This window comes from Vibrio nereis NBRC 15637 (assembly GCF_001591105.1).
GTDB classification, from domain to species: Bacteria; Pseudomonadota; Gammaproteobacteria; order Enterobacterales; family Vibrionaceae; genus Vibrio; species Vibrio nereis.
This window is the reverse complement of record NZ_BCUD01000003.1, coordinates 45,961-70,637: the sequence shown is the minus strand read 5'-3', so window position 1 is coordinate 70,637 and position 24,677 is coordinate 45,961. Positions and strand designations below refer to the sequence as shown.

The following is a 24,677-nucleotide window of genomic DNA, read 5'->3' as shown; positions in this document are numbered from 1 at the left end:
TTATCTACAACGAATTCGCCAATCCCCCAGAGCTAATTTGGTATTGTCTTCAAGACATGAAATGAGATACAGCATTTCACCTTCAACAAAATAAATCGCATTTTGACCAAACTTACGCGCGAGCCAAATAGCGTGGGATTCGCTCATTTCAACTGCAAAACTTTCTTCAACCCAGGAAAATGTTTTGTCTCCGACTAAGACTTCAACACTGTAATTATGGTTGATTTCCTGACTTAACTGCTGATTTTTTCTTTTATTTTCGTCTTTGGGCAGTAAATGGCTTGATGGGTTCCAAGCCGTGATGATAGCAAAAGAATCACATGAATATTCATCACTAAAACGAAAGTATGGGTCTGAGTAAGCAGCCCAGAGTTGAGAATCAATGTTCATATAAATTGCAGTTTTACATTTACTTAGTACTATTAATATTTGTTACATTCTAACTCTTGATATAAATCAACAAAGTGATTGGAATTAAAAGTTCTACGTTGTTAGCATGCTGTTAACATTATAAAATCCGCTTCAAAGACTAATGGAGTGGTTGAGGAATCGGAACCTCACGCAGGATACACAGTAAAATCCAAGGACGGCGGGCAATCAAAGAAGTGAAATATTATGTTCTTTGGTTTATTATCAACATCACATTACCCGTATGTTATGTTTTTGCCTAAAATTTATTCCATTAGCACATTTTTTTCACAAGTTTAGGTACCGCCAATGCAAACCCCGCACATTCTTATTGTCGAAGATGAGCAAGTAACTCGTAACACTCTTAAGAGTATTTTTGAAGCAGAGGGATACGCTGTTTTTGAGGCCAGTGACGGTGAAGAGATGCACCAGGTTCTGTCCGACAACCAAGTAAACTTGGTCATTATGGACATCAACCTTCCAGGTAAAAACGGCCTGCTGTTGGCTCGCGAGCTTCGCGAACAAGCAAACGTGGCGCTGATGTTCTTGACTGGTCGTGACAATGAAGTTGATAAGATCCTAGGTCTTGAAATCGGTGCAGATGATTACATCACTAAACCGTTTAACCCGCGCGAGCTGACTATCCGTGCTCGCAACCTACTGAACCGCTCGATGAGCACTAACGCTGTCACGGAAGAAAAACGCAGCGTAGAAAAATATGAGTTCAATGGTTGGGTGCTGGATATCAACAGTCGTTCTTTGGTAAGCCCAAGTGGTGACAGCTACAAGCTGCCACGTTCTGAGTTCCGTGCACTGCTTCACTTCTGTGAAAACCCAGGCAAGATTCAAACTCGTGCAGACCTGCTGAAGAAAATGACAGGTCGTGAGCTTAAGCCACATGATCGCACTGTAGACGTAACCATTCGTCGCATTCGTAAGCACTTTGAATCTGTATCTGGTACACCAGAGATCATTGCAACGATTCACGGCGAAGGTTACCGCTTCTGTGGTGATCTAGAAGACTAATCTTCTTCTACTCGTTCATAGCAAATGGAGCCAACTGGCTCCATTTTTTGTTTTCGGCATATACAAAAAACGCCCACAAGCGTGGACGTTTTGAATGTTTAAAGGGCATTCTTTACCCTTTACCACCTTTAATGGCATCAATGATTTCAGTTGTTGAGCAACCATCTTCGAAGTTCAGCACTTTGACCTCACCACCATTCGCGATCACTTCTTTTCCACCAGCAATTTCTTCTGGTTGGTAGTCACCACCTTTCACTAATAAGTCTGGCAGCACTTCTGAAATTAAGCGTTGTGGCGTATCTTCCCCGAAAGGAACAACCCAATCTACCGCTCCTAAGCCCTCAAGTACCGCCATACGGCGATCTGTTGGGTTAACTGGACGACCAGGTCCTTTCAAGCGCTTAACTGACTCATCAGTGTTTACAGCAACAATCAGACGGTCACCCAATTCAGCAGCATGATTTAAGTAAGACACATGCCCTGCGTGAAGAATGTCGAAACAACCGTTGGTCATGACCACTTTCTCACCTTTCGATTGCGCTTTCTTCACCGCTTCAATCAGTTCTTTTTCTGTGATCACACCAAAGTCTGTGTCTTGGCTTCCATGAACGGCTTCTGCAAGTTCGATGGTCGACACGGTTGAAGTACCGAGCTTACCAACCACCACGCCTGCGGCTGCATTTGCCAACGCACACGCTTCGTCCATTGGTTTGCCCGCCGCTACCGATGAAGCAAGCACTGATATAACCGTATCACCAGCACCTGTTACGTCGTACACTTCTTTGGCTTGAGTTGGCAAATGGAATGGCTTCTGGTTGCGGCGAAGTAACGTCATACCGTGTTCACTACGTGTTACCAGTAGCGCTTCAAAATCATACTCTTCGATCAGTTGATGGCCTTTTTCTACCAGATCTTGATCAGATTTGACTTTCCCCACCACCATTTCAAACTCAGACATGTTTGGTGTTAGCAGCGTAGCTCCGCGGTAGCGTTCAAAATCAGCGCCTTTTGGGTCAATAAAAACTGGCACATTGGCAGCACGCGCTTTCTGGATGAACTGTTGAACGTGTTCTAGTGCACCTTTCGCGTAATCAGAAAGCACCACGGCTTTCACTTTTGGCAGTGCCTGCTCCATGCGCTCTAGGATCAGAGCTGGTTCAATATTCTCGAATTTATCTTCAAAGTCGAGGCGGATCAGTTGCTGACCGCGGCTCATTACACGCAACTTCGTGATAGTCGGGTAGTTAGGCAGACCAACAAAATTACACTTAACGTTGAGCGCAGTCAGTGTTTCATTCAATGCTTTAGCTGGTTCATCGATCCCTGTTAAACCTACGATATGAGCTTGTCCACCCAGCGAGGCGATGTTCATCGCAACGTTAGCAGCTCCACCTGGGCGCTCTTCGTTGTTTTCTACTTTTACTACAGGCACTGGTGCTTCTGGTGAGATTCGCCCTGTTGGTCCATACCAATAGCGATCTAACATTACATCACCAATAATCAATACACCGGAATCCTTGTAGTTAGGTAGGATTGGTTTCATCGTCGATCTCCACAATTAAATCTGGCCAGAGTTTAGCACAGCGTTTTTCTGCCCTAAACCCTTTGCTGCGCTGCGAACAATGCAACGCGGCGTTCATTTTCTATTCGCTAAATTAGCCTAGCCACTCGTTCCACAGTTGGATCACAAGTTCACGCTCAGCCGCAAACTTATCAGCAGCCACATCCGCATCAAGATTGAGTAGATTACGGTGATGGATTTGGTTTCGCATTGCGGTATAAGCATGAGTAATTGCCATCGCTTGGCCTTCGTCCATCACTCCTTGTGCAATCATTGATTCAAAGATGCGGACATTGTCGCTCCAACGGGTGAGTTTTGGTTTTTCATGGCTATAACGTAGCACTAAATACTGCGCTAAAAACTCCACATCCGTAATGCCACCAGGGTCTTGCTTTAGCATAAAACGCCCTGTTTTTTTACCGCCGAGGTGGTCACGCATTTTGATTCGCATCTCAACCACATCTTTCTTGAGCTTATCTCCATCTCTTTCAAGAGCGAGTACCTCGTGGCGCGTTTTCGCAAAACTGTGTTGTAGCGGCTCATCGCCATAAATCATGCGAGCTCGGACTAATGCCTGGTGCTCCCACGTCCAAGCCTCGTTATGTTGGTATTCATCAAACGCTTCAGCAGGGCTTACCAATAACCCCGACGCACCTGAAGGACGTAAGCGAGTATCCGCTTCGTATAGAATGCCCGATGCTGTTCTGGTCGAGAAAATATGGATGATGCGCTGGGCCAGTCTCAAATAAAACTGTCGTCCGTCGATTTCTTTTTTACCATCCGTGTATGCGTGCACTGGGCAGTCGTGCATAAAGACGATATCCAGATCAGAGTTGTAACCCAGCTCCCAGCCACCAACCTTGCCGTAACCAATCACCGCGAAGCCTTTCCCCTCACGATCTTTGAGGTGAGTCGGCTCCCCGTATTTTTCAGCCATTTGTAACCAGGCTTGGTGAACGACAGATTCAACAATAGCTTCAGCAAGATAGGTTAAGTGATCACTCACTTTCTTCACTGGAAGTACGCCCGCGATATCTGCGGCGGCAATTCTGAGGATACAAATCTGCTTGAACTGACGCAACGCTTCCATTTGCTGCTCCATATCGTCTTCGGGGATACGCGCTAAAAAGTCACGTAATTCGGTACGATAGCTTTCCAGCGGGACTGGATTGTATAGCTGCTGAGGGTCGATGAGCTCATCAAGCAAAATAGGATAGCGGCCCAACTGTTCAGAAATCATTGGGCTCGCTGTACATAAGCGTACTAATTGAGTCAGCGCGGCAGCATGCTCGTCCAGTAACTCCAGGTAAGTGGTTCGGGTGACGATTTTTTGTAACAGATGTAACACGCGCGATAAGCCGAATTCCGCCTCTGGGTGTGCATAAATGGCTGCAAACACTTTAGGCATCAGCCTATTCAATACTTCGCGCCCTCGCGGGCCAAGGGTCTTTTTCGCCAAGTCCTTTTTAAACTGAAGAATGGTATTCGCCATGACCTGAGGTTCCTGCACGCCGATATCTTGGCTCAGCACGTTCTCGATCACTTCCGGATTTTCTATCATGTCCCACAATTCATGGAAGTGGCTGGCGACATCGGAAGATTCTTCTTCCTCATCGCCAATCAGGTTCGTAAATACCTGATGCACTGCGGCCATATGATGGCGCACATCGCCCATCAACTCATCCCAACTGCTATACCCCATCGCTATCGCCAGTTGCAATTGCTCGGTATCACTGTCTGGCAATGTTTGAGTCTGCTTGTCGGCCATCGCTTGCAAAAGGTTTTCAAGGCGACGTAAGAACTTGTACGCGTCTCGCAAATGGCCAGCCCCACCCGCTTCCAGTAGCTCCAATTCTTCGATGGCATCTAACGTATGCAACAGACCTCGGTGACGCAGACTCGGCTCACGGCCACCACGGATTAACTGGAATACTTGGGCGATAAACTCGATTTCGCGAATGCCCCCTGCCCCGAGCTTAATATTGTTACTCAAACCCCGACGACGTACTTCACTGCTGATCATCGACTTCATACGGCGCAAAGACTGGATGGCGCTGAAGTCAATGTAACGACGAAACACAAACGGGCGAAGCATTTTGCGCAGCTCTTGATATTGAGGATACATTTCGCTGCCCATCACCCGTGCTTTGATCATCGCGTAGCGCTCCCAGTCGCGCCCTTGCTCTTGATAATAGTCTTCAAGCGCGGCATAGCTCATCACCAGAGGGCCACTGTCTCCGAATGGACGTAAACGCATGTCAACGCGATAGCAAAAACCATCGAATGTTTGCTGATCGAGTGCTTTAATGATCCGCTGACCTAATCGGGTAAAGAATTGGGCATTTGCGATGCTCTGGCGTGCGCCTTGCGTCTCACCATTTTCAGGGTAGGTAAAAATAAGGTCGATATCCGATGAGAAGTTAAGCTCCCCTCCACCCAGTTTGCCCATCCCCATGATCAGCATTGGTTGCGCTTCGCCTTCTGCGTTACACGGTGTGCCCCATAGTTCACAACATGCTTTGTATTGCCATTGATAGGTTTCGAAAATCATCGCTTCGGCAAGCTGAGAGATATGCTCTAGGCTCTCTTCTAAGCTCCACGTTCCTGTAAAATCACGCCAGGCGATATAGACCATTTCACGATTGCGGAATTGTCTGAGCACTCGATGCCCTTGAAGCTCATCACTGCAGCCAGCCAGTAACGTGGCCAACCTTTCTCGGTATGAATGACAGCGAGACGACTCTTCCAACATGTCAGGAAATGCTTGCAACAGATGCTCATCAGTCTGAAAGGTATCGGTGATGAACTGGCTTAAGCCTGCTACGTAAACGAGCTTTGCACGCAGCGTTTCTGGCCAGTTGGCCACAATGTCAGATTGGTTTAGCGGTTCGAGTGCGGCTTGAGAAATAGGGATGAGGCTTTCTGGCAGTTGCATGTATCTTCCTTGTGTAAAAATACCAATCTGGATAACGATTTAAATGGTAATGGACTAGTTATATATCAAAACTGGCCTAATAAAAAACGCCCACTATCACTAGTGGGCGTTTGTTCATGATTCTCTGGCCTTGTTAGACTTTAAACGAGGTGATCTTCTTATCCAGTTCTTCCGCGTTTTGCTGCATAATTTCTGATGTTTCGAGCAGTTCCGACACCACAGTTACCGACGCTTCCACCAGCTCTCGAACGTTAGTGAGGTTCTGGCTCATTTCTTCTGCAACACTGCTCTGCTGGCCTGCCGCCGTCGCTATCTGGAAGTTCATGTCATTGATTTGTTTGACTTGACCAACAATGCCATCCAGTTCACTTCCCGCATTGGTCACCAACTCCACACCTTCCGCGGCTTCCACCACGCTTTTTTCCATCAGATCAACCGCAGAAGTCGCACTGGACTGCAGTTGGGTGATCATGTCTTGGATTTCTACTGTCGCTTGTTGAGTACGCTGCGCCAGGTTACGTACTTCGTCAGCAACCACGGCAAAGCCTCGACCAGCTTCCCCAGCGCGTGCCGCTTCAATCGCCGCATTTAATGCAAGCAGGTTAGTCTGCTCTGAAATGCCTTGAATGGTGCCAACCACGCTACCGATCGCTTCAACGCTTTCTTCGACCTCATTCACGGCTTGCGCCGAAGCCGCGATGTCTTGCGACAAATCACTAATTTTAGACACAGTGCCCTGAACGAAACGCTGACCTGTTTCTGCTTGCCCCGAAGCATTTTCAGTCAGAGATGAAGCGCTCTGCGCATGTTCCGCGACCGTTTGAACCGTTGAGCTCATCTCACTCATTGCGGTAGCAAGCTGATCAATTTCATTAAACTCTTCTTGTGCAGACTCTTTGGTTTCTGACATGCTCAGTGTCATTACCTCAGTCAACCCAGACAACTCTTGCGATGAACTGACCTGAAGCTTTATCATATCTTGCAATTGCATACGCGTTTTTTCTAACTCTCGCGCTACATCACCATATTCGTCTTTGCAGTCCATTTGAATTTGGACAGAAAGGTCTTTTTCAGCCATTAATTTAATGGAGTCACTCAAATATTGCGTCTGGCGTAGCATGATTCGTGCAGCAAACAGTAGCAGCACAACAAACACCACAATCATAATGGCGGTTTGCCATACCACTTGAACAATGTAGGCATCATAATGCTGCTGCGCAACCGCTAGGTTATTGGTTGCCGCGAGCAGGGATTCATAAAACGTATTCGCGTCCCACAGCTGTTTTGAAATGATCAGCACGGTACTGAATACCATCAGCAACACCATTTTGGGAACTAGACGAATATCCGTAATTACACGTTCCCATGGCTTAAATGCCATTTTGGTCATTGTTCGTTCTCCACTAAGTTTTATATATTGTTTAATTCTGATTCAAAATATGAACACGAATTCGCTCTTATTTTGCCGTTACAGCAGTATTCATTATTTATTTCGAGCCTCGTATGAAAAAAGATGATATCAAATACGATACAAAGCCGATGAGCTTGTTGTCACTAATCTTGTCATTTATGGCACTATTTGTGATTTCTGGCTTACTGTTTTTCCCATTACAACCAGAGTCGCGTCAAGTTCTTATCGGCTTAGACTTTATTATCTGTAGTGTTTTTATCCTACAACTGATGATTGACCTCATTCGCTCGCCCGACAGAGTTGAGTTTCTTAAACGCCACTGGATCGATTTCCTTGCCAGTATCCCAATGATTGAGCCCCTGCGCTTCGCTCGTTTGTTTCATATTTTAAGGGTAATTCTGGTCATTCGCTCTAGCCGATTTATGTTTAGGCAGCTTACCAGCAATCGCCGAGAGACAACACTGGCGTCCATTTTGTTGCTGTTGGTTGTTTTGCTCACCATCGGCGCAAGTATGATGCTGTTCATCGAAGGCAAAGCACCGGAAGCTAATATCCAAACCGGAGGGGATGCGTTGTGGTGGGCGTTAGTGACAATTTCTACCGTGGGCTACGGCGACCACTATCCCGTAACGGATGGCGGTAAAACTCTGGCTGCCGCACTCATTATTTGCGGTGTCGGCTTATTTGGTATGATTTCAGGTTTGATCACATCATTTCTTACTTCACCGACCACCACACAAACAAAACGCTCCGAAAACAAAGAGCGATTGCTTTTAGAGGCAGTACAAAAGCAAGACCAAATCCTAAAGCGACTGGATGAACTCGAGGCGCAACTAGAAAAACAAAAACATTCTTAAATTGGATCAAAAAAGGGAGCAGTGATGCTCCCTCAGTACTTAATCGCGCCAGTATGGCTCAGCTTCAATACAGATGATTCTGGTTTGCTCCATCGCATGAAGAATGGAGCTTTCCTGACGAATCAGCCAACGTTCTAGTTGCTCTTTTTCTTCGCCTTCAAGCTTCTCCACTTGTTTATGCAAGGTTTTTAGCTTGATTAAATCATCAATGCCGTGCAACAAATCACTCCAAGGCATTCGAAAACTTCTGCGTTCTTCCGCATCATACAAGCTGGCAAAGCTGACACCAGTGTATAAATTACGCATCAATCGATACTGCTGCTCAATGTAGTCTTGTCCTGTAAGGCTACGTTCAGGCGGAAAGGCTTCCATTAAATCAGCCCAAGTACGGTCCAACTGCTGCACAGAAAAATGTTCGATGTTTAGCGCCATTTTCTCACGTGACTTATCATCCAAGAAAGGCTGCCAACCGCGTGTCAGGATCCAGCGGCTCAAATCAAGCAATAAGCCGGTATAGCGGGCAGAGTGAAGCTGCTCTAAGATTTCTTCCCTAGGTGGCAGCATTTCTTGCTCTAGCTTCAGTTCCGCGACTAGGAATTTGCGCGCATCCAGTTTTCTCAGAGCGTGGCCTTTATCTTCGAGTAAGTCTTCTAAATAGTCGTACTCTTTTAACCATTCTAGACTCTGCTCTAGCCACTTCAATTCTTGACGTAGAATCGCACTCGCACGACGAGGGACGATGCCACCATACACGGTCAAAATTTGGCGAATAAAGCTCACTGAGTTTTTTATCTCATGCAGAGCGTCGATGGACTCTCTTTCTGAGTAAATTTGCTCATGGTAATGCCAATGAGACAGCGCATGCTCTAAGGAGTAGATCAAACAGGACTCAACAGTGTCATTTTTATCGGTCTCCACCAAAGCCATTTCTTTGATGTCATCCCCTTCATAACCCATCGCTAAGCGATAACCTTTTGCCGCTTTGCTTAAGTTACCTAAACGCATACCGCCAGAATCCGAGAAATCGCGAGCCAAAGTGAATAACGCGTCTGTCTGGCCTGACTTTAATTCCAGCTCCACCTCGCAAATAGGGTCTTCTTTGTCTCCGGCTTCTACTTTTCCCTGATCGAATGCCACTTCAATCTGACTGCCATCCGGCATACTGATCAGCCATTGCTCGCGCGTAAAGTTAGTAGAGAAAAGCGGGCTCAACTCTTGTTGAAGCGTCGCAACGTCTTTGCCATTCGGCCAAATATCACCTGGATGCAGGGTTAAGTCTGGAATATTGCTGTTGTGCTCAGCGTTATATTCCGGACGTTGATGAAGCCCAGCTACGACGCGTCCTGCAGTTTTGACAGTTTGAACAAAAACATCATCAAATCGACGAATACGCAAGCCAATGTCATGCTGGCGTAACCAATTATCAGGAGTATCGAAATACGTGTTCCCTAGCTCTCGACAACTGTGCTGAAGTACTTTTGATTGAGCAATTTTTTCTCTTAAAGTATCTGAAAATTCAGGAGAAACAAAAAACTTCAGTTCTATCTCGGTTTCCATAGTTATACCTTTCGAAGCAGATAGAAACAGGATATTGCCAATCTTCTTACACGGCAAGGAAGAAATATCGTTGGATTGATGATCTAAAACAGTTTTAATGAGTGATTTAATGCGTTACCATGCGCGCCTTTATAGCCATCGTTCAACATTTCGCCGTAGATTGGTGTATGTTATTTTTAGGTTATATTAATTAGGTTGAATGACCATGCCAGTAAATACAATTATGGGGTTATTTGCAAAGTCCCCTATCAAGCCTTTGCAACGCCACGTTGTGTGTGTGAATGAGTGTTGCTCGCATCTCATTAACTTCTTTGAAGTAAGCTCAAAGGGGGATTGGGAAAAAGCATCTGAAATTCGCGCACAGATTTCTCACCTAGAGAAAGAAGCCGACGTGTTAAAGCGCGAAATTCGTCTAAAACTTCCTCGTGGTTTGTTTATGCCTGTAGACCGTAGCGATATGCTAGAGCTACTTACACAGCAAGACAAACTTGCAAACCTCGCAAAAGATATTGCTGGTCGTGTTTACGGCCGTCAATTAGTCATCCCAGAGCCACTTCAAGAAAACTTTATTGCGTACGTTAAGCGTTGCCTTGACGCTGCCAATCAAGCGCAAAATGTTATCAACGAGCTCGATGAGTTATTGGAAACTGGATTTAAAGGCCGTGAAGTAACACTTGTGGCTGAAATGATCCACCAATTGGATGTTATCGAAGACGACACCGATGCGATGCAAATCCAACTTCGTCAACAATTGATGGAGCTTGAACAGGATATGAATCCTATCGATGTTATGTTCCTTTACAAAATTTTAGAGTGGGTAGGTGGCATTGCTGATCAAGCGCAACGTGTAGGTGCGCGCCTTGAGTTAATGTTGTCTCGCTCATAAATCATAAGTTAACCAAATAACGAAGAGCATTTTATAAGCACTCCCCCTGTTAGGCGATAAATAACCAAAGCGCCGAAGGGGCTTTGTCGTGCCTAATTTGCTCCGCTTGTTATCAACAACTAGGTATTACGATGGATATCCTTGCGAACTACGGCACTGTCCTGATTATTGTTGCAGCCCTTTTTGGCTTCCTGATGGCGATTGGTATTGGCGCGAATGACGTGGCCAATGCGATGGGTACATCTGTGGGTTCTAAAGCGCTAACCGTAAAACAAGCTATCATCATTGCGATGATTTTTGAATTTGCGGGGGCCTACCTTGCAGGCGGTGAAGTAACCGATACTATCCGTAAAGGCGTTATTGAAACGTCACTTTTTGCATCTCAGCCTGACGTCCTTGTCTATGGCATGATGTCAGCTCTTCTAGCTGCAGGCACTTGGCTGCTGCTAGCGTCTTACATGGGCTGGCCTGTTTCTACTACTCACTCAATCATCGGCGCCATCATCGGTTTTGCTTGTGTATCGGTTGGTACTGAAGCGGTCGACTGGGGCAGTGTTCAAGGTATTGTGGGTAGCTGGATCATTACTCCGATTATTTCAGGCTTCTTCGCTTACATCATCTTTGTCAGCGCGCAACGTCTAATCTTCGATACAGAAAAACCGCTCTTTAATGCAAAGCGTTTTGTTCCTGTTTACATGTTTATTACCACGATGGTAATTGCACTAGTTACGATCAAAAAAGGCCTTAAGCACGTTGGTCTTCACCTAAGCGATGGTGAAGCTTGGATGTGGGCGGCTATCGTTTCTTCTATCGTTATGGTTGGTGGTTACCTGTACATCCAGAAGAAGTTTGCTAGCCGCGAGGACGACCATGGGTTTGCTGGTGTAGAAGGCATCTTCAGCGTACTGATGGTTATCACTGCTTGTGCGATGGCATTCGCGCACGGTTCAAACGATGTTGCAAATGCGATTGGTCCACTATCTGCGGTTGTTTCAACAGTAGAGCACATGGGTGAAATCACAGCGAAAAGCTCGATTGCATGGTGGATTCTTCCACTAGGCGGCTTGGGTATTGTCGTTGGTCTTGCCACACTGGGTCATAAAGTAATGGCAACCGTTGGTACCGGTATTACTGAGCTAACGCCAAGCCGCGGCTTTGCTGCTCAGTTGGCAACAGCGTGTACCGTGGTGCTTGCGTCGGGTACTGGCCTGCCAATTTCTACCACACAAACACTCGTGGGTGCGGTTCTTGGTGTTGGTTTTGCTCGCGGTATTGCAGCACTGAACCTTGGCGTTGTGCGCAACATCGTGGCTTCTTGGGTAGTCACACTGCCAGCAGGTGCACTGCTAGCGGTTGTGTTCTTCTACGCAATTCAGGCCTCTTTTGCTTCATAGATTCGTCAGTACAGTGTAAACGCACTGTCATTATTGACTCAAAAACGCATAAAGGGAGGCTAAGCCTCCCTTCTTTGTTGCAGTCACTCTTGAAAATTTTTACTATTTGGCACTAGCGAAATATAGACACAAAACTGTTAAAGGATTTACCGTGAAAAGACTGCTTTGCTTGGTCTTAGCATCTCTGGTAGTGGTACCAGCTGCATTTGCTAAAGATCGATACATTGCTGATAAGTTATTTACTTACATGCACTCAGGACCTAGTAATCAATACCGTATTATCGGCAGCATCGATGCTGGCGATAAGGTCACTCTTATCTCTACCAATAAGGACTCTGGTTACAGCCAAATTCAAGATAACCGAGGCCGTAAAGGTTGGGTAGAAAGCCGCTTTGTAACCAGCGAAGAGAGCATGGCTCTGCGCTTGCCAAAAATGGAGCAAGAGCTGGCTGAAACAAAAGAAAAGCTGGCAAACGCTAGAGCGATCTCAGACAAAGAAAAAGCAGGCTTAGTGGATTCTCTAGAAATTCGTAATCGCCAGATTTCTGAAATGGAAGAAAGCTATAGCGACATGAGCCAACAGCTTTCTACAGCTCAAGAAGAAGTTCGTAACCTAAGAGCGAAACTAGATACTCAAAAAGACGATCTGCTACTGAAATACTTTATGTATGGGGGTGGTGTCGCTGGCTTTGGTTTGCTGTTTGGTTTACTACTGCCTCATATTATTCCGCGTAAACGCCGCTCGCCATCTGGCTGGGCCTAACGATACGCTATATAAGGAAAGGTCGCTCAACGCGACCTTTCTTTTTGTCCTTTGCTTTAAACTACCACTACCCTTTCCAGTCATACAATGCGGGCACTTCTATTTTCTCTCCACTGAAACTTATTAAGCAGTTGTGCTGCTCAATTTTGTCCAATTTAATTGCACTTGTAACCCAATCGCCCTCTTTGTATTCATGACCATTTATCTTCACCCATCGCTTGGCTGGATTGCTGGAATAAACGTGCGTTTCGAAGTTCATCGCTGGCAACTTGCCATACCAACGATCAGCATGAGTCGATAGATTGGAAACTTTAACGGGTGCAGTGTCCTTAGATGATGGGCTCTCACTACCTAGAACAGATTGCACATGCAGCGCTAATTCAGGCGAAAGTTGCGACAAATCGAGATCACCAAGTAGAGGATCTTGTTCGACGGCTTTCTTCTTCGGTGCTGGTTTTCGGGCAACAGGCTCAGCTGCCGCTGGAGGCTCATTGTACACCGGGGCCAACAGCTCGTACGTCGCCTGCAATTGACCAAAGACTGGATACGGCACCACTTCATACGAGAAAGGGACTTCCAGCACTATTGGTTCTTGCTGTGACGAGGTTTGCCAAGCAAGCAACTTTTCCTCAAATAGCTGGTAGCTACGAATCGCACCAACTAAAAGAGCAGGAACAATGATTAGCCCCACCACCAGCCACTTGCTTGTTTTTTCTTCCCTGACCTGAACTTGAGCCATGGAATTCGAAGGTGAAAACGACGCCGCTCGGTAATTTTGCTCAGATAGCTCTAATGCTTTCATCACTCTAGACATCAGCTTTCCTCCTTATTGATACTTAAAGATGGCGCGTCAATCTGTGCCACTTCTTCCAACCGCTGTAGAGTTTTACGCCCTGCGATTCCATCTGCGGCTAAACCTTGCCAACGCTGAAATGTAATAACCTTTTCCTTAAGCACCTGATCATAAACGTCGCCTTTACCTAAAGGCTTACCTAGCACTTGAGATAAGCGTTTATCAAGCAAGGCAACGGCTTTACCACGCATCCCCAGCTTCATCGTTTGATTCCAATAACGTCGTGAGATTTTGTGATACTCTCCACCCCAAAGTTGCTCAAGTTTATCGAGCGATAACTCGACGTTCTTTCCCGCCATCAATAGCTGAGCTTTATCATCATTCAGCTTGTATAACACCGCAAAGCTTTCCAAATTATCACGTTCAAGCGTCAGCAAAACGGGGACATTGGCCGCTCTTAATTCTTGAATATCCCCTCGAACACGATCACAACTGAATGCCCCCTCGTTTTCCTGCAAACAGAGCTTATCTAACATGGAAGGTTGAAAGCCCCACACGCGGTAGAGGTCCCCCATTCCTTGCTCGAAATCTTTTGCGCGTTCAATTTGCATTGCTAAAGCACTAGGAAAAACCTCTCGCTCAATCAGTTCCGCTTCCTGCTGGGGATAGTACTCGTTCCCCCAACGGTCGATCGTCGGCTCCAACAAACTAGGGGTATAAAAATAGCTGGCCACGGCTAAAATCGTACCGAGCGCCCCGGCCCCAATGTAAGTCAGATAAGCTGGAGTAGCAGGCTTCGGATCAGCCTGCTGCTGTAAGGAAGGCTGGAAACTCATCACCTCGTTGCAAGCATCTTGTACTGTTGAATACTGAGGTGTCTTTTCACCCAGGCTGTAAGCGAACTTTAAAGCCGAATCGCACACCAGGTTAATTAACCGAGGAATACCTAACGTCCTATTTGCGATAAGCTTTAAAGACTTCGCGTTGAACAGGTTTTTATCCCCACCCGCGAGCTCTAGTCGGTGGCGAATGTAGTTGGCCGTTTCTGCACTATCAAGAGGAAGCAAATGATAACGCCCAGTAATTCGCTGTGCTAACTGCCTGAGCTGAGGCATTTGTAACTTGAGTTGCAATTCAGGCTGACCAATAAGCAGCACTTTTAGCAACTTTTGACTTTCCGTCTCTAGGTTGGTGAGTAGCCTGAGTTGTTCAAGTACCTCTGCTGATAAATGCTGAGCTTCATCAATAACAAGCAGAGTTTGAGTACCGTTGGCGTGATTACCGAGCAGAAAGTGATGGATCACTTGGTTCAACTGCTTGAGGGAAGACTCTGGTTGATAATCTAAACCAAACTCATCGCAAATCGCTTCCAATAACTCGAGGTTGGAAAAAGTCGGGTTGAGTATAAGACCAGCATGCACACTGTGATCCAACCCATTGAGCATGGCACGGGCAACCGTTGTTTTTCCAGTGCCGACTTCACCGGTCAGCATGGCAAACCCGCCGCCTTCACCAAGCCCGGCGGTTAGGCGAAGAATCGCTTCTTTGTGCCTTTGGCTTTGATAGAGAAAACGAGAGTTAGGAACAATCGAAAATGGCAGTTCTGAAAATCCAAAATATTGCTTATACATGCATCTCGTCTCTGGGAATTTAGTGATAAGGAAAGTACCATTACCTACAATAATAACCAATTATTAAGTACATAATTGAGAGTGTGTTTAGTGCATAGATACCTTGTTGGAGGCGCAGTTCGCGATCAACTGCTAAAAATTGATGTTTATGACAGGGATTGGGTGGTCGTCGGCGCTACACCCGAACAACTCATCCAACAGGGATATGTTGCGGTGGGTAAGGAGTTCCCTGTGTTTCTCCATCCGTCTACCAAAGAAGAGCATGCATTAGCAAGAACCGAAAGAAAAGTCGGTGCTGGCTATACCGGCTTTGAATGCTACTTTGCTCCTGACGTGACGCTTGAAGAAGATTTGCTACGCCGCGATCTGACGATCAATGCCATGGCACAAGATCCTGACGGCAACATTATCGATCCTTTTAACGGCCAGAGAGATCTGCATGATCGTATATTGCGCCACGTTTCTGACGCTTTTATTGAAGACCCATTGCGCGTGCTTCGCGTCGCTCGATTTGCCGCCAAATTAGCTCACTTAGGTTTCACTATCGCAGATGAAACGCTAGACCTCATGCGAAGCATTGCTCAATCTGGAGAGCTCGATCACCTAACTCCCGAGCGCGTATGGCAAGAATGGCAAAAATCCCTTTCTACACAAGACCCGCAAGTATTCATTGATGTCCTGAAACAATGTGATGCGTTGAAGATTGTACTACCGGAACTCGACCGACTGTTTGGTGTTCCTCAGCCTGAACAATGGCACCCTGAAATCGATACAGGTCAACATACACTCTTAGTCGCCAAACAAGCCGCTTTACTAAGTAACTCGTTACCTGTGAGGTTTGCCGCTCAGGTGCATGACTTAGGCAAAGGGATCACCCCAGAAAAAGAGTGGCCAAGCCATAAAATGCACTGCCATACAGGATTAAAACTCATTCGGGCTCTATGCGAACGCGTGAGAGTTCCCAATGAGTATCGTGATTTGGCCTTGATGGTATGCGAGCAACACTCAAACATTCATCGCGCAGCCGAGCTTCGCGCAGAAACAAAACTCAAGATCCTCAATAAGTTCGACGTATGGCGTAAACCGGATCGTTTAAACGATATCTTACTCTGTTGTATGGCCGATAGCCGTGGACGAGCGGGATATGACGATATCGATTACCCTCAAAAAGACATCTTTGAAGCTGCCTACCAAGCCGCTCTGAGTGTCAATGTACAAGACATCATCAAAGATGGCTTTAAGGGCGCGGCGATTCGTGAAGAAATGGAAAAGAGAAGAGTTCAGGCGATAGCAGACGCTTAAAAAGCCGCACTACACGTCAAAGACGTACGCTCACCGAGAACTTCCTCCAACATACAAAAACGCCCCGCAGAAGCGAGGCGCTTTCAAAGCTTAAGCTAATAATTCACTAAGTTTAAAACCTAGGGGAATTATTGACCTTTAATTTCTTTAAGACCGCTTTCTTGTCATGTAGCGGAGCACGCTCACCGAGAACTTCCTCCACATACAAAAACGCCCCGAAAAACGAGGCGTTTTCAAAGCTTAAGCTAATAATTCACTAAGTTTAAAACCTAGGGAAATTATTGACCTTTAACTTCTTTAAGACCGTTGTAAGGAGCACGCTCACCTAGAGCTTCCTCGATACGGATTAGCTGGTTGTACTTAGCAACACGGTCAGAACGGCTCATAGAACCAGTCTTGATTTGACCTGCAGCTGTACCTACCGCTAGGTCAGCGATAGTTGCGTCTTCAGTTTCGCCAGAACGGTGAGAGATTACTGCTGTGTAACCTGCGTCTTTAGCCATCTTGATTGCAGCTAGAGTCTCAGTTAGAGAACCGATTTGGTTGAACTTGATAAGGATAGAGTTAGCAACGCCTTTCTCGATACCTTCCGCTAGGATCTTAGTGTTAGTAACGAACAGGTCGTCACCTACTAGCTGGATCTTACCGCCTAGAAGTTCAGTCTGGTGCTTGAAGCCATCCCAGTCAGACTCGTCTAGACCGTCTTCGATAGATACGATTGGGTACTCTTCAACTAGGCCAGCTAGGTAGTGGTTGAACTCTTCAGAAGAGAATACTTTACCTTCGCCTTTCATGTTGTAGTTGCCAGCTTCTTTGTCGAAGAACTCAGATGCAGCACAGTCCATAGCTAGAGTAACGTCTTTACCTAGCTCGTAACCAGCAAGCTCTACCGCTTCTTTGATTGCAGCTAGTGCAGCAGCGTTAGATTCTAGGTTAGGAGCGAAACCACCTTCGTCACCAACTGCAGTGCTCATGCCTTTCGCTTTAAGAACTTTAGCTAGGTTGTGGAATACTTCAGCACCGATACGTAGACCTTCTTTAAGAGTCTTAGCACCAACTGGTTGGATCATGAACTCTTGGATGTCAACGTTGTTGTCTGCGTGCTCACCACCGTTGATGATGTTCATCATTGGTAGAGGCATAGAGAATTGACCTGGAGTGCCGTTTAGCTCAGCGATGTGCTCGTATAGAGGCATGCCTTTAGCCGCTGCAGCAGCTTTAGCGTTTGCTAGAGAAACAGCTAGGATAGCGTTCGCACCGAATTTAGATTTGTTTTCAGTAGCGTCTAGGTCGATCATTACTGCGTCGATTGCAGCTTGGTCTTTCGCATCTTTACCAACTAGCGCTTCTGCGATTGCACCGTTAACTGCTTCAACAGCTTTAAGAACACCTTTACCTAGGAAACGTGCTTTGTCGCCATCACGTAGCTCAAGAGCTTCACGTGAACCAGTTGATGCACCTGATGGAGCAGCAGCCATACCTACGAAACCGCCTTCTAGGTGTACTTCAGCTTCTACAGTTGGGTTACCACGTGAGTCGATGATTTCACGACCTAGAACTTTAACGATCTTAGACATTAATGTTTCCTCTCGTTCAAATATAAATGTCAAACTTAAAAGGCAGCGGCACAACCTTCGCCACTGCCCATATCCTTTTTACTTCTCGAATTCACCGCGTGAGTACTGGCCAGCAGCCTTCACGAACCCTGCGAATAGTGGATGACCATCGCGAGGTGTCGAAGTGAATTCAGGGTGGAACTGAGCCGCAACAAACCATGGGTGTGCTGGGTTTTCAATCATTTCCACTAGCTTCTTGTCCGCAGACAGACCAGATACTTTCAGGCCAGCTTTTTCAATTTGCGGACGAAGCACGTTATTCACTTCGTAACGGTGACGGTGACGCTCATGAATCGTTGCGCTACCGTATAGTTCACGAGCTTTAGTCCCTTTCTCTAGGTGACATAGCTGAGAACCTAGACGCATAGTACCGCCAAGGTCAGACTTCTCAGTACGTTCTTCAACGTTACCAGTTTCGTCCACCCACTCTGTGATCAAACCTACCACAGGGTACTTGCTCTCTTTGTTAAATTCTGTTGAATGTGCACCTTCCATACCCGCGACGTTGCGCGCGTATTCAATCAGTGCTACTTGCATACCTAGACAGATACCAAGGTAAGGGATGTTGTTTTCACGAGCGTATTTCGCTGCAAAAATCTTACCTTCAATACCACGATCACCGAAGCCACCAGGAACAAGAATAGCATCTAGGCCAGCAAACATTTCTTCGCCTTTTGATTCAACGTCTTGAGAATCAACATACTTGATGTTCACACTTAGACGGTTCTTAAGGCCAGCGTGCTTAAGCGCTTCGTTTACTGATTTGTATGCGTCTGGTAGCTCAATGTACTTACCAACCATACCAATCGTTACTTCACCTGTTGGGTTCGCTTCTTCATAGATAACTTGTTCCCATTCAGATAGATCGGCTTCAGGTGCAGTAATGCCAAAGCGTGCACACACAAGATCATCAAGGCCTTGCGCTCTAATAAGCTGAGGGATCTTGTAGATAGAGTCCACATCCTTCATTGAGATTACTGCTTTTTCTGGAACATTACAGAAAAGTGCAATCTTCTTACGCTCGTTCGCAGGAATAATGCGATCGCTACGACAAACTAGGATATCTGGCTGGATACCGATAGAAAGAAGCTCTTTTACAGAGTGCTGAGTTGGCTTAGTTTTTACTTCACCTGCTGCTGCTAGGTAAGGAACTAAAGTCAGGTGCATAAACATCGCGCGATCGCGACCTAGCTCAACCGCTAGCTGACGGATTGCTTCCATAAATGGTAGCGATTCGATATCACCAACTGTGCCACCGATTTCAACGATAGCAACGTCTTGACCTTCAGCACCAGCGATTACGCGGTCTTTGATCGAGTTAGTGATATGAGGGATAACCTGAATAGTCGCACCTAGGTAATCACCACGGCGCTCTTTGCGCAGTACGTCGGCGTAAACACGACCCGCTGTAAAGTTGTTGCGCTTAGTCATCTTGGTGCGAATGAATCGCTCGTAGTGACCAAGGTCTAGGTCAGTTTCTGCGCCGTCTTCCGTAACGAATACTTCACCGTGTTGAGTTGGGCTCATTGTGCCTGGGTCAACGTTGATGTATGGGTCAAGCTTCATGATAGTCACTTTAAGACCACGAGCTTCTAGAATCGCTGCAAGAGATGCTGCTGCAATACCTTTACCTAGAGAGGATACAACCCCGCCAGTAACAAAAATGTAATTTGTCGTCATGTTTAACCTGAAATTGGTTGAATGAGGGAAATGGATTTTCATCTGGACGGGAGAAAAATATACCAGAAGACCCTAACCGCCACAACGTGAAATCTATCACACTGCCTTTTTTAATTTTTTGCTTCAAATCAAAGTGCACAAAGAGAGCATGAATAGAGCCAGGTTGTTCTGAGTCACATTTGCCTCATATTATACATTTTGCCTATTTTTGAACCAGATTCACTCTTCGCGCTTCACTTGGTTCCAATATTCATCAAGCTCTTCTAACGAGCAGTTTGTTAATTCTCTTCCAGACAGCGACACTTTCGATTCGACCTGTCTGAAACGCTTGGCAAACTTCAGGTTTGCTTTGGCCAAAGCAACTTCAGGATCTTTACCTAAATGACGTGCCAAATTCACCGTCGCAAACAGCAAATCTCCAAGCTCTAATTCGACTTTACTCTCATCAGGGCAAACTTGAAGCGCCTCTTCCATCACTTCATCAACTTCTTCCTGCACCTTTCCAACTACCGGGCCAAGAGAGTCCCAGTCAAAGCCATATTTGGCGCACTTCTTCTGGATCTTTGTGGCACGAGAAAGTGCAGGTAGAGAGTTTGATATTGAGTCTAGAATACTTTCTTCTTTTTTGCCTGCCTCGGCTTTCTCTTTGGCTTTTTCTGCCTCCCAGTTGGCGTGAATTTGCTCGTCATTATCAAATTCAATGTCTGAGAAAACATGCGGGTGGCGGCGAGTCAGCTTTTCATTGACGGCTTCAACAACCTCTGAAAAATCAAACAGTTCTTGTTCTTTGGCCAGTTGACTGTAGAAGATCACCTGAAACAGTAAGTCCCCAAGCTCTTCTTTGAGATTCGGCCAATCGCGATTTTGGATCGCATCAACGACTTCATAAGTTTCTTCTATCGTATGCGGAACAATGGTGTCAAAGCTCTGCTTTAAATCCCAAGGGCAACCACCTTCAGGGTCACGTAGCTTAGTCATTATTTCTTCAAGCTGTTCAATTGGATGGCTCATGTTACTTTGCTCCTTTAAGCAAAAAGGCGAGCAGTAAAACCACTCACCTTTTGAATTTATTTCGTTATCTCAACTCTAAATAGCCAACGTTGTAGCTCAGCGATAACGCCGACAAGAGTGTTAGCCTAGGCGTTTCACCGACACCACATCTTTAATTTGTTCGACACGGTTATTAATGCGATTCAATACCTCGATATTCGTCAATTCCAAATCAAAGTCCATAATCGCCAACTGCTTGCGATAGTCCATACGACTCTTCATGCTGGTCACTTTGATTTTCTCATTGGCAAACAAAGTAGTGATGTCTTTTAACAGGCCACCACGCTCCATCGCTTCCACTCGAACAGTCAGAATATAAGAACCCACAAAGCCACTGCCCCATACGGTATCAATGATACGCTCAGGCGCATGGTGGCGAAGTTCTTCCAACTGCTCACAGTCTGCACGGTGCACTGAAATACCGCGCCCTTGCGTAATATAACCGCAGATCTCATCACCAGGGATAGGCTGACAACAGCGCGCTAGGTGTGTCATCAGGTTATCGACCCCTTCAACGACAACCGCGTCTTTTTTCGGACGGCTCTGCGCTGGTGCTTTGTGTACGGCGCCTTGCAGCTTCTCAAGTGCTTGCTTGTCTTCTTCTTCCGCCGTTGGCTTGTTCACTAAAGCGTTAATGTGGTTGATGATCTGGTTAATACGCAAATCACCGCTCCCAACCCCCACATACAGCTCATCAGCCGTATTAACATTGAAACGCTTAAGTGCGTATTGCTCTGCGTCTTTTAGCGTAGCGCCAATTTTCGTCAATTCGACTTCAAGAATTTCACGCCCGGCTTCAAGGTTTTTCTCGCGCGACTGCTTACGGAACCAAGCATTAATTTTCGCTCGTGCCCGGCCTGAGTGAACAAAGCCTAATGATGGGTTTAGCCAATCACGAGACGGGTTAGGCTCTTTGGAGGTGATGATCTCTACCTGATCGCCCATTTGCAGTTTGTGAGTAAACGGTACGATACGCCCCGCAACTTTGGCTCCAATACAACGGTGCCCCACTTCAGAATGAATATGGTAAGCAAAGTCGAGTGGCGTTGCGCCCATTGGCAAGTCAACCACATCACCACGTGGAGTAAAGGCGTAAACGCGATCATCAAACACTTGGCTACGAACTTCATCCAACATTTCACCAGAGTCGGACATCTCTTCTTGCCAATCAAGTAGCTTACGTAGCCAGGTAATTTTCTCATCATAACCGCTTCGACCAGCGCCACCTTCTTTGTATTTCCAGTGTGCCGCCACACCCAACTCCGAGTCTTCGTGCATTTGCTTGGTACGGATTTGGATTTCGATGGTTTTGCCTTCTGGGCCCAGAATGACAGTATGAATAGATTGATAACCGTTCGGTTTCGGATTCGCTACGTAGTCATCAAATTCACTAGGAAGGTGTTTGTATTTGGTATGAACGGCACCAAGAGCGGCGTAACAGTCTTGCAGTTTATCAGCGATGACTCGCACCGCGCGCACATCAAACAGCTCATCAAACGCGAGGCCTTTCTTCTGCATTTTGCGCCAAATGCTGTAAATATGTTTAGGGCGGCCACTGACCTCGGCGTTAATGCCTGACTCTTTCATCTCTTTCGATAAGTCATCAACAAAGTCTTTGATGTACTTTTCACGCACAATACGGCGCTCGGAAAGTTGCTTAGCGATCTGTTTGTAGGTTTCTGGCTGCTGATAACGGAAAGCGTAGTCTTCGATTTCCCACTTCAACTGACCGATACCCAAGCGGTTTGCTAGTGGCGCATAAATGTTGGCACATTCTTTCGCTGCCGCGCGACGTACTTCATCCGGTGCCTGCTTCACTTCAATCAGGTTACAGATTCGTTCCGCCAGCTTGATGATCACACAGCGGAAGTCATCGACCATCGCCAGCAACATACGGCGAACATTGTCCACTTGCGCAGAAGCCGCACTGCCTTCCATGGTGATGTTAAGTTGACCAAGCGCCGCCATTTCTTCAACACCATCAATCAGCTTGATGGTTTCTTTGCCGAAGTCTTCTTCAAATTGCTCTCGAGGATAGGCGTTGGCAGACACCAACGGAAATAGCATCGCCGCAACCAAAGTGGCTTTATCCATAGAAAGAGTGATTAAAATTTCAATCATCTCGCGGCCGCGCCACAGCAACAGCGAGCCTTGTTCGTTATCTTTTAAAATGGTTTCGCAGTGGAGGTACACCTCTTTGAGGCGCGCCGATACCTTAGCATCTTGATTTAGGCTAGCTATCCATTTATCTAGCTCAAACTGTTCATCTTGATTCAAATGTGCGCTTCTAACCGCAACCATCTTTTTCGTCCTAGTTCTTTATTTTTATCTTTTGCTTATCTCAGTAAGACTTACGCTTAAGAGATAAGTTTAATCCTTAACAAAAAGTGCCATCGATTCTAGATGGCTGGTATGTGGGAACATGTCCAACATACCTAATTTCTGCAATTGATAACCTTGGTTCAGTAAGCTTTGCGAGTCTCTGGCTAGGGTAGCAGGATTGCAGGAAACATAAACGACTCGCGTTGCACCTAGCTCAGAAAGTTGCTCTACAACCCCACTTGCACCAGCTCGTGCAGGATCGAGTAATACTTTATCAAATTTTTCGTTTCCCCAAGACTGACCAGAAAAATCTTCTTCGAGGTTGGCTTGGTAAAAGTGCGCGTTATCCAGTTTATTGAGCTTGGCATTGTCCGTGGCTTTTTTCACCATGGCGTCAATGCCTTCCACACCAACAACACTTTTTACTTGCTTGGCGATAGGTAAACTAAAGTTACCCAAACCGCAGAAAAGATCTAATACGCGATCGCTGTCAGCCAGCTCTAACCAGTCCATCGCTTGGTTAACCATACTTTCATTCACCTGCTGGTTAACTTGGATAAAGTTATTGGGTTCAAATGGAATTGTCACCCCAGCTTCTAGGTAATGCCCTTGTGGCCCTTCGACTAAATCTAGCTGATCACTTTGTGGCATTAAATACAGTGAAGCTTGGTTGGCTTTAGCAAACTCGACCAGAGCACGCTGGTCTTTGTCTTTAAGAGCTTTCGAGTGACGCAAAACAATTATTCGCGTGTTATCACCTTTGACCAGCTCAACGTGGCCTAAACACTCTTGATGAGAGAAACCTTTAAACAACTGGTACAACGGCGAGATCAGTTCATCTAACTCTGGCGTTAGAACCGGGCAATGCGCAACAGTAACGATCTCTTTGCTTTGCTTTTTACGAAAGCCAAACTGGAGTTGTTTGCTCTTTTTATCGATGTGCAAGCTGATGCGAGCTCGGCGACGATAGCCCTGCTCTGCTCCAATAATTGGTGCATCTAGCTGAGCGGTTTGCCCGGCAAATTTGGTCATCAATTGGCTAAGCGTCTGCTGTTTGTATTCGCGTTGATGCTCAATGCCAAGGTGCTGCATATTACACCCACCGCACTCCTGGTAGTAAGGACAAAACGGTTCGATACGCTGCTGGCTCGGCGTTTGGACCTTAATCAGATTCGCACGCGAGAACTTGCTTTTGCTTTCGGTGAGCTGCACCAATACCTGCTCACCAGGTAAGGCACCTTCAATGAACATTGGCTTTTTACTCTGATAGGCGATGCCCGCGCCATGATGATCCAGTTTTTCAACCTTTACGGATTGATGCTTAGTGTTAAGTTGAGTTTTCTTCTTCGGTTGGAAAAAGCGCGCCATGCTCTGTGCCTATTTTGTTTGTGCTTAAGTGCCAGTATTTGCTGTTCAGGTTCCACCTTTTGTGCCTGAATCATTGTCTGGGACGACCGAGTTGATTATGCTTAACCATTCGACAGT

The 24,677-nt window shown here is 46.2% G+C and carries 18 protein-coding genes; 6 read left to right on the top strand and 12 right to left on the bottom strand.

Annotated elements, in window-relative coordinates; translation table 11 throughout:
• Complete coding sequence (locus VNE01S_RS04595) at positions 1-390, bottom strand: DUF3293 domain-containing protein (RefSeq protein WP_053396630.1); 390 nt, start codon at positions 388-390, stop codon at positions 1-3.
• A 327-nt stretch (positions 391-717) separates the two neighbouring features.
• Here VNE01S_RS04595 and arcA point away from each other — a divergent pair, with 327 nt between their 5' ends.
• Entirely contained in the window at positions 718-1,434 is a 717-nt protein-coding gene (gene arcA, locus VNE01S_RS04590) for a two-component system response regulator ArcA (RefSeq protein WP_053396629.1), read from the top strand.
• Positions 1,435-1,546: 112 nt separating this feature from the next.
• Here arcA and hldE read toward each other — a convergent pair whose 3' ends face one another.
• The 3 genes from hldE to VNE01S_RS04575 form a co-directional block, all read right to left on the bottom strand.
• Positions 1,547-2,977 (bottom strand): bifunctional D-glycero-beta-D-manno-heptose-7-phosphate kinase/D-glycero-beta-D-manno-heptose 1-phosphate adenylyltransferase HldE, encoded by a 1,431-nt coding sequence (gene hldE / locus VNE01S_RS04585; RefSeq protein WP_053396628.1) that lies wholly within the window; start codon positions 2,975-2,977, stop codon positions 1,547-1,549.
• A 112-nt stretch (positions 2,978-3,089) separates the two neighbouring features.
• The gene (gene glnE, locus VNE01S_RS04580; protein ID WP_053396627.1) at positions 3,090-5,930 is read right to left on the bottom strand and encodes a bifunctional [glutamate--ammonia ligase]-adenylyl-L-tyrosine phosphorylase/[glutamate--ammonia-ligase] adenylyltransferase; all 2,841 of its coding nucleotides are present in this window, start codon (positions 5,928-5,930) and stop codon (positions 3,090-3,092) included.
• A gap of 133 nt (positions 5,931-6,063) precedes the next feature.
• Positions 6,064-7,320 (bottom strand): methyl-accepting chemotaxis protein, encoded by a 1,257-nt coding sequence (locus tag VNE01S_RS04575; protein WP_053396626.1) that lies wholly within the window; start codon positions 7,318-7,320, stop codon positions 6,064-6,066.
• A gap of 113 nt (positions 7,321-7,433) precedes the next feature.
• Here VNE01S_RS04575 and VNE01S_RS04570 point away from each other — a divergent pair, with 113 nt between their 5' ends.
• Positions 7,434-8,198 carry a potassium channel family protein gene (locus tag VNE01S_RS04570; protein ID WP_053396625.1) on the top strand — a complete coding sequence of 255 codons (765 nt, stop codon included), beginning with the start codon at positions 7,434-7,436 and terminating at the stop codon, positions 8,196-8,198.
• 39 nt (positions 8,199-8,237) lie between these two features.
• On the opposite strand, the gene VNE01S_RS04565 is transcribed toward VNE01S_RS04570, so the two are convergent.
• Positions 8,238-9,755, bottom strand: coding sequence for a CYTH and CHAD domain-containing protein (locus VNE01S_RS04565; protein WP_053396624.1), 1,518 nt, complete (start codon positions 9,753-9,755; stop codon positions 8,238-8,240).
• 205 nt (positions 9,756-9,960) lie between these two features.
• Here VNE01S_RS04565 and VNE01S_RS04560 point away from each other — a divergent pair, with 205 nt between their 5' ends.
• The 3 genes from VNE01S_RS04560 (at position 9,961) to VNE01S_RS04550 (ending at position 12,798) form a co-directional block, all read left to right on the top strand.
• Positions 9,961-10,641 (top strand): TIGR00153 family protein, encoded by a 681-nt coding sequence (locus VNE01S_RS04560; protein WP_053396623.1) that lies wholly within the window; start codon positions 9,961-9,963, stop codon positions 10,639-10,641.
• Between the two features lie 131 nt (positions 10,642-10,772).
• The gene (locus tag VNE01S_RS04555) at positions 10,773-12,035 is read left to right on the top strand and encodes an inorganic phosphate transporter (RefSeq protein ID WP_053396622.1); all 1,263 of its coding nucleotides are present in this window, start codon (positions 10,773-10,775) and stop codon (positions 12,033-12,035) included.
• Between the two features lie 151 nt (positions 12,036-12,186).
• Entirely contained in the window at positions 12,187-12,798 is a 612-nt protein-coding gene (locus VNE01S_RS04550; RefSeq protein ID WP_053396621.1) for a TIGR04211 family SH3 domain-containing protein, read from the top strand.
• 67 nt (positions 12,799-12,865) lie between these two features.
• On the opposite strand, the gene VNE01S_RS04545 is transcribed toward VNE01S_RS04550, so the two are convergent.
• Together VNE01S_RS04545 and VNE01S_RS04540 are read right to left on the bottom strand one after the other, a co-directional pair.
• A complete protein-coding gene (locus VNE01S_RS04545; RefSeq protein WP_053396620.1) occupies positions 12,866-13,612 on the bottom strand; it encodes a general secretion pathway protein GspB in 747 nt (248 codons plus the stop codon).
• The gene (locus tag VNE01S_RS04540) at positions 13,612-15,222 is read right to left on the bottom strand and encodes an AAA family ATPase (protein WP_053396619.1); all 1,611 of its coding nucleotides are present in this window, start codon (positions 15,220-15,222) and stop codon (positions 13,612-13,614) included. The genes VNE01S_RS04545 and VNE01S_RS04540 overlap by 1 nt, the downstream gene beginning before the upstream one ends.
• Before the next feature lie 90 nt (positions 15,223-15,312).
• Between VNE01S_RS04540 and VNE01S_RS04535 the strand changes: the two genes are divergently transcribed.
• The gene (locus tag VNE01S_RS04535; RefSeq protein ID WP_053396618.1) at positions 15,313-16,524 is read left to right on the top strand and encodes a multifunctional CCA addition/repair protein; all 1,212 of its coding nucleotides are present in this window, start codon (positions 15,313-15,315) and stop codon (positions 16,522-16,524) included.
• A gap of 278 nt (positions 16,525-16,802) precedes the next feature.
• Here the strand turns inward: VNE01S_RS04535 and eno are convergent, their stop codons facing one another.
• From eno to rlmD, 5 genes are all read right to left on the bottom strand, one after another.
• Positions 16,803-18,101: a phosphopyruvate hydratase gene (eno, locus tag VNE01S_RS04530; protein WP_053396617.1), complete on the bottom strand. Its 1,299-nt coding sequence runs from the start codon at positions 18,099-18,101 to the stop codon at positions 16,803-16,805.
• A gap of 78 nt (positions 18,102-18,179) precedes the next feature.
• Positions 18,180-19,820, bottom strand: a complete 1,641-nt coding sequence (gene pyrG, locus VNE01S_RS04525) for a CTP synthase (RefSeq protein ID WP_053396616.1) — start codon at positions 19,818-19,820, stop codon at positions 18,180-18,182.
• Positions 19,821-20,039: 219 nt separating this feature from the next.
• On the bottom strand, positions 20,040-20,831 hold the full coding sequence (mazG, locus tag VNE01S_RS04520; protein ID WP_053396615.1) for a nucleoside triphosphate pyrophosphohydrolase: 792 nt from the start codon (positions 20,829-20,831) through the stop codon (positions 20,040-20,042).
• A gap of 120 nt (positions 20,832-20,951) precedes the next feature.
• Positions 20,952-23,171 carry a GTP diphosphokinase gene (gene relA / locus VNE01S_RS04515; RefSeq protein WP_053396614.1) on the bottom strand — a complete coding sequence of 740 codons (2,220 nt, stop codon included), beginning with the start codon at positions 23,169-23,171 and terminating at the stop codon, positions 20,952-20,954.
• A gap of 69 nt (positions 23,172-23,240) precedes the next feature.
• Positions 23,241-24,560 carry a 23S rRNA (uracil(1939)-C(5))-methyltransferase RlmD gene (gene rlmD / locus VNE01S_RS04510; RefSeq protein ID WP_053396613.1) on the bottom strand — a complete coding sequence of 440 codons (1,320 nt, stop codon included), beginning with the start codon at positions 24,558-24,560 and terminating at the stop codon, positions 23,241-23,243.
• Between the last annotated feature and the right edge of the window lie 117 nt (positions 24,561-24,677).

Coding starts and splice junctions, on each gene's coding strand:
- VNE01S_RS04595 (WP_053396630.1), bottom strand. CDS start 390: ATGAACATTGATTCTCAACTCTGGGCTGCTTACTCAGACCCATACTTT.
- arcA (WP_053396629.1), top strand. CDS start 718: ATGCAAACCCCGCACATTCTTATTGTCGAAGATGAGCAAGTAACTCGT.
- hldE (WP_053396628.1), bottom strand. CDS start 2,977: ATGAAACCAATCCTACCTAACTACAAGGATTCCGGTGTATTGATTATT.
- glnE (WP_053396627.1), bottom strand. CDS start 5,930: ATGCAACTGCCAGAAAGCCTCATCCCTATTTCTCAAGCCGCACTCGAA.
- VNE01S_RS04575 (WP_053396626.1), bottom strand. CDS start 7,320: ATGACCAAAATGGCATTTAAGCCATGGGAACGTGTAATTACGGATATT.
- VNE01S_RS04570 (WP_053396625.1), top strand. CDS start 7,434: ATGAAAAAAGATGATATCAAATACGATACAAAGCCGATGAGCTTGTTG.
- VNE01S_RS04565 (WP_053396624.1), bottom strand. CDS start 9,755: ATGGAAACCGAGATAGAACTGAAGTTTTTTGTTTCTCCTGAATTTTCA.
- VNE01S_RS04560 (WP_053396623.1), top strand. CDS start 9,961: ATGCCAGTAAATACAATTATGGGGTTATTTGCAAAGTCCCCTATCAAG.
- VNE01S_RS04555 (WP_053396622.1), top strand. CDS start 10,773: ATGGATATCCTTGCGAACTACGGCACTGTCCTGATTATTGTTGCAGCC.
- VNE01S_RS04545 (WP_053396620.1), bottom strand. CDS start 13,612: ATGTCTAGAGTGATGAAAGCATTAGAGCTATCTGAGCAAAATTACCGA.
- VNE01S_RS04540 (WP_053396619.1), bottom strand. CDS start 15,222: ATGTATAAGCAATATTTTGGATTTTCAGAACTGCCATTTTCGATTGTT.
- eno (WP_053396617.1), bottom strand. CDS start 18,101: ATGTCTAAGATCGTTAAAGTTCTAGGTCGTGAAATCATCGACTCACGT.
- pyrG (WP_053396616.1), bottom strand. CDS start 19,820: ATGACGACAAATTACATTTTTGTTACTGGCGGGGTTGTATCCTCTCTA.
- mazG (WP_053396615.1), bottom strand. CDS start 20,831: ATGAGCCATCCAATTGAACAGCTTGAAGAAATAATGACTAAGCTACGT.
- relA (WP_053396614.1), bottom strand. CDS start 23,171: ATGGTTGCGGTTAGAAGCGCACATTTGAATCAAGATGAACAGTTTGAG.
- rlmD (WP_053396613.1), bottom strand. CDS start 24,560: ATGGCGCGCTTTTTCCAACCGAAGAAGAAAACTCAACTTAACACTAAG.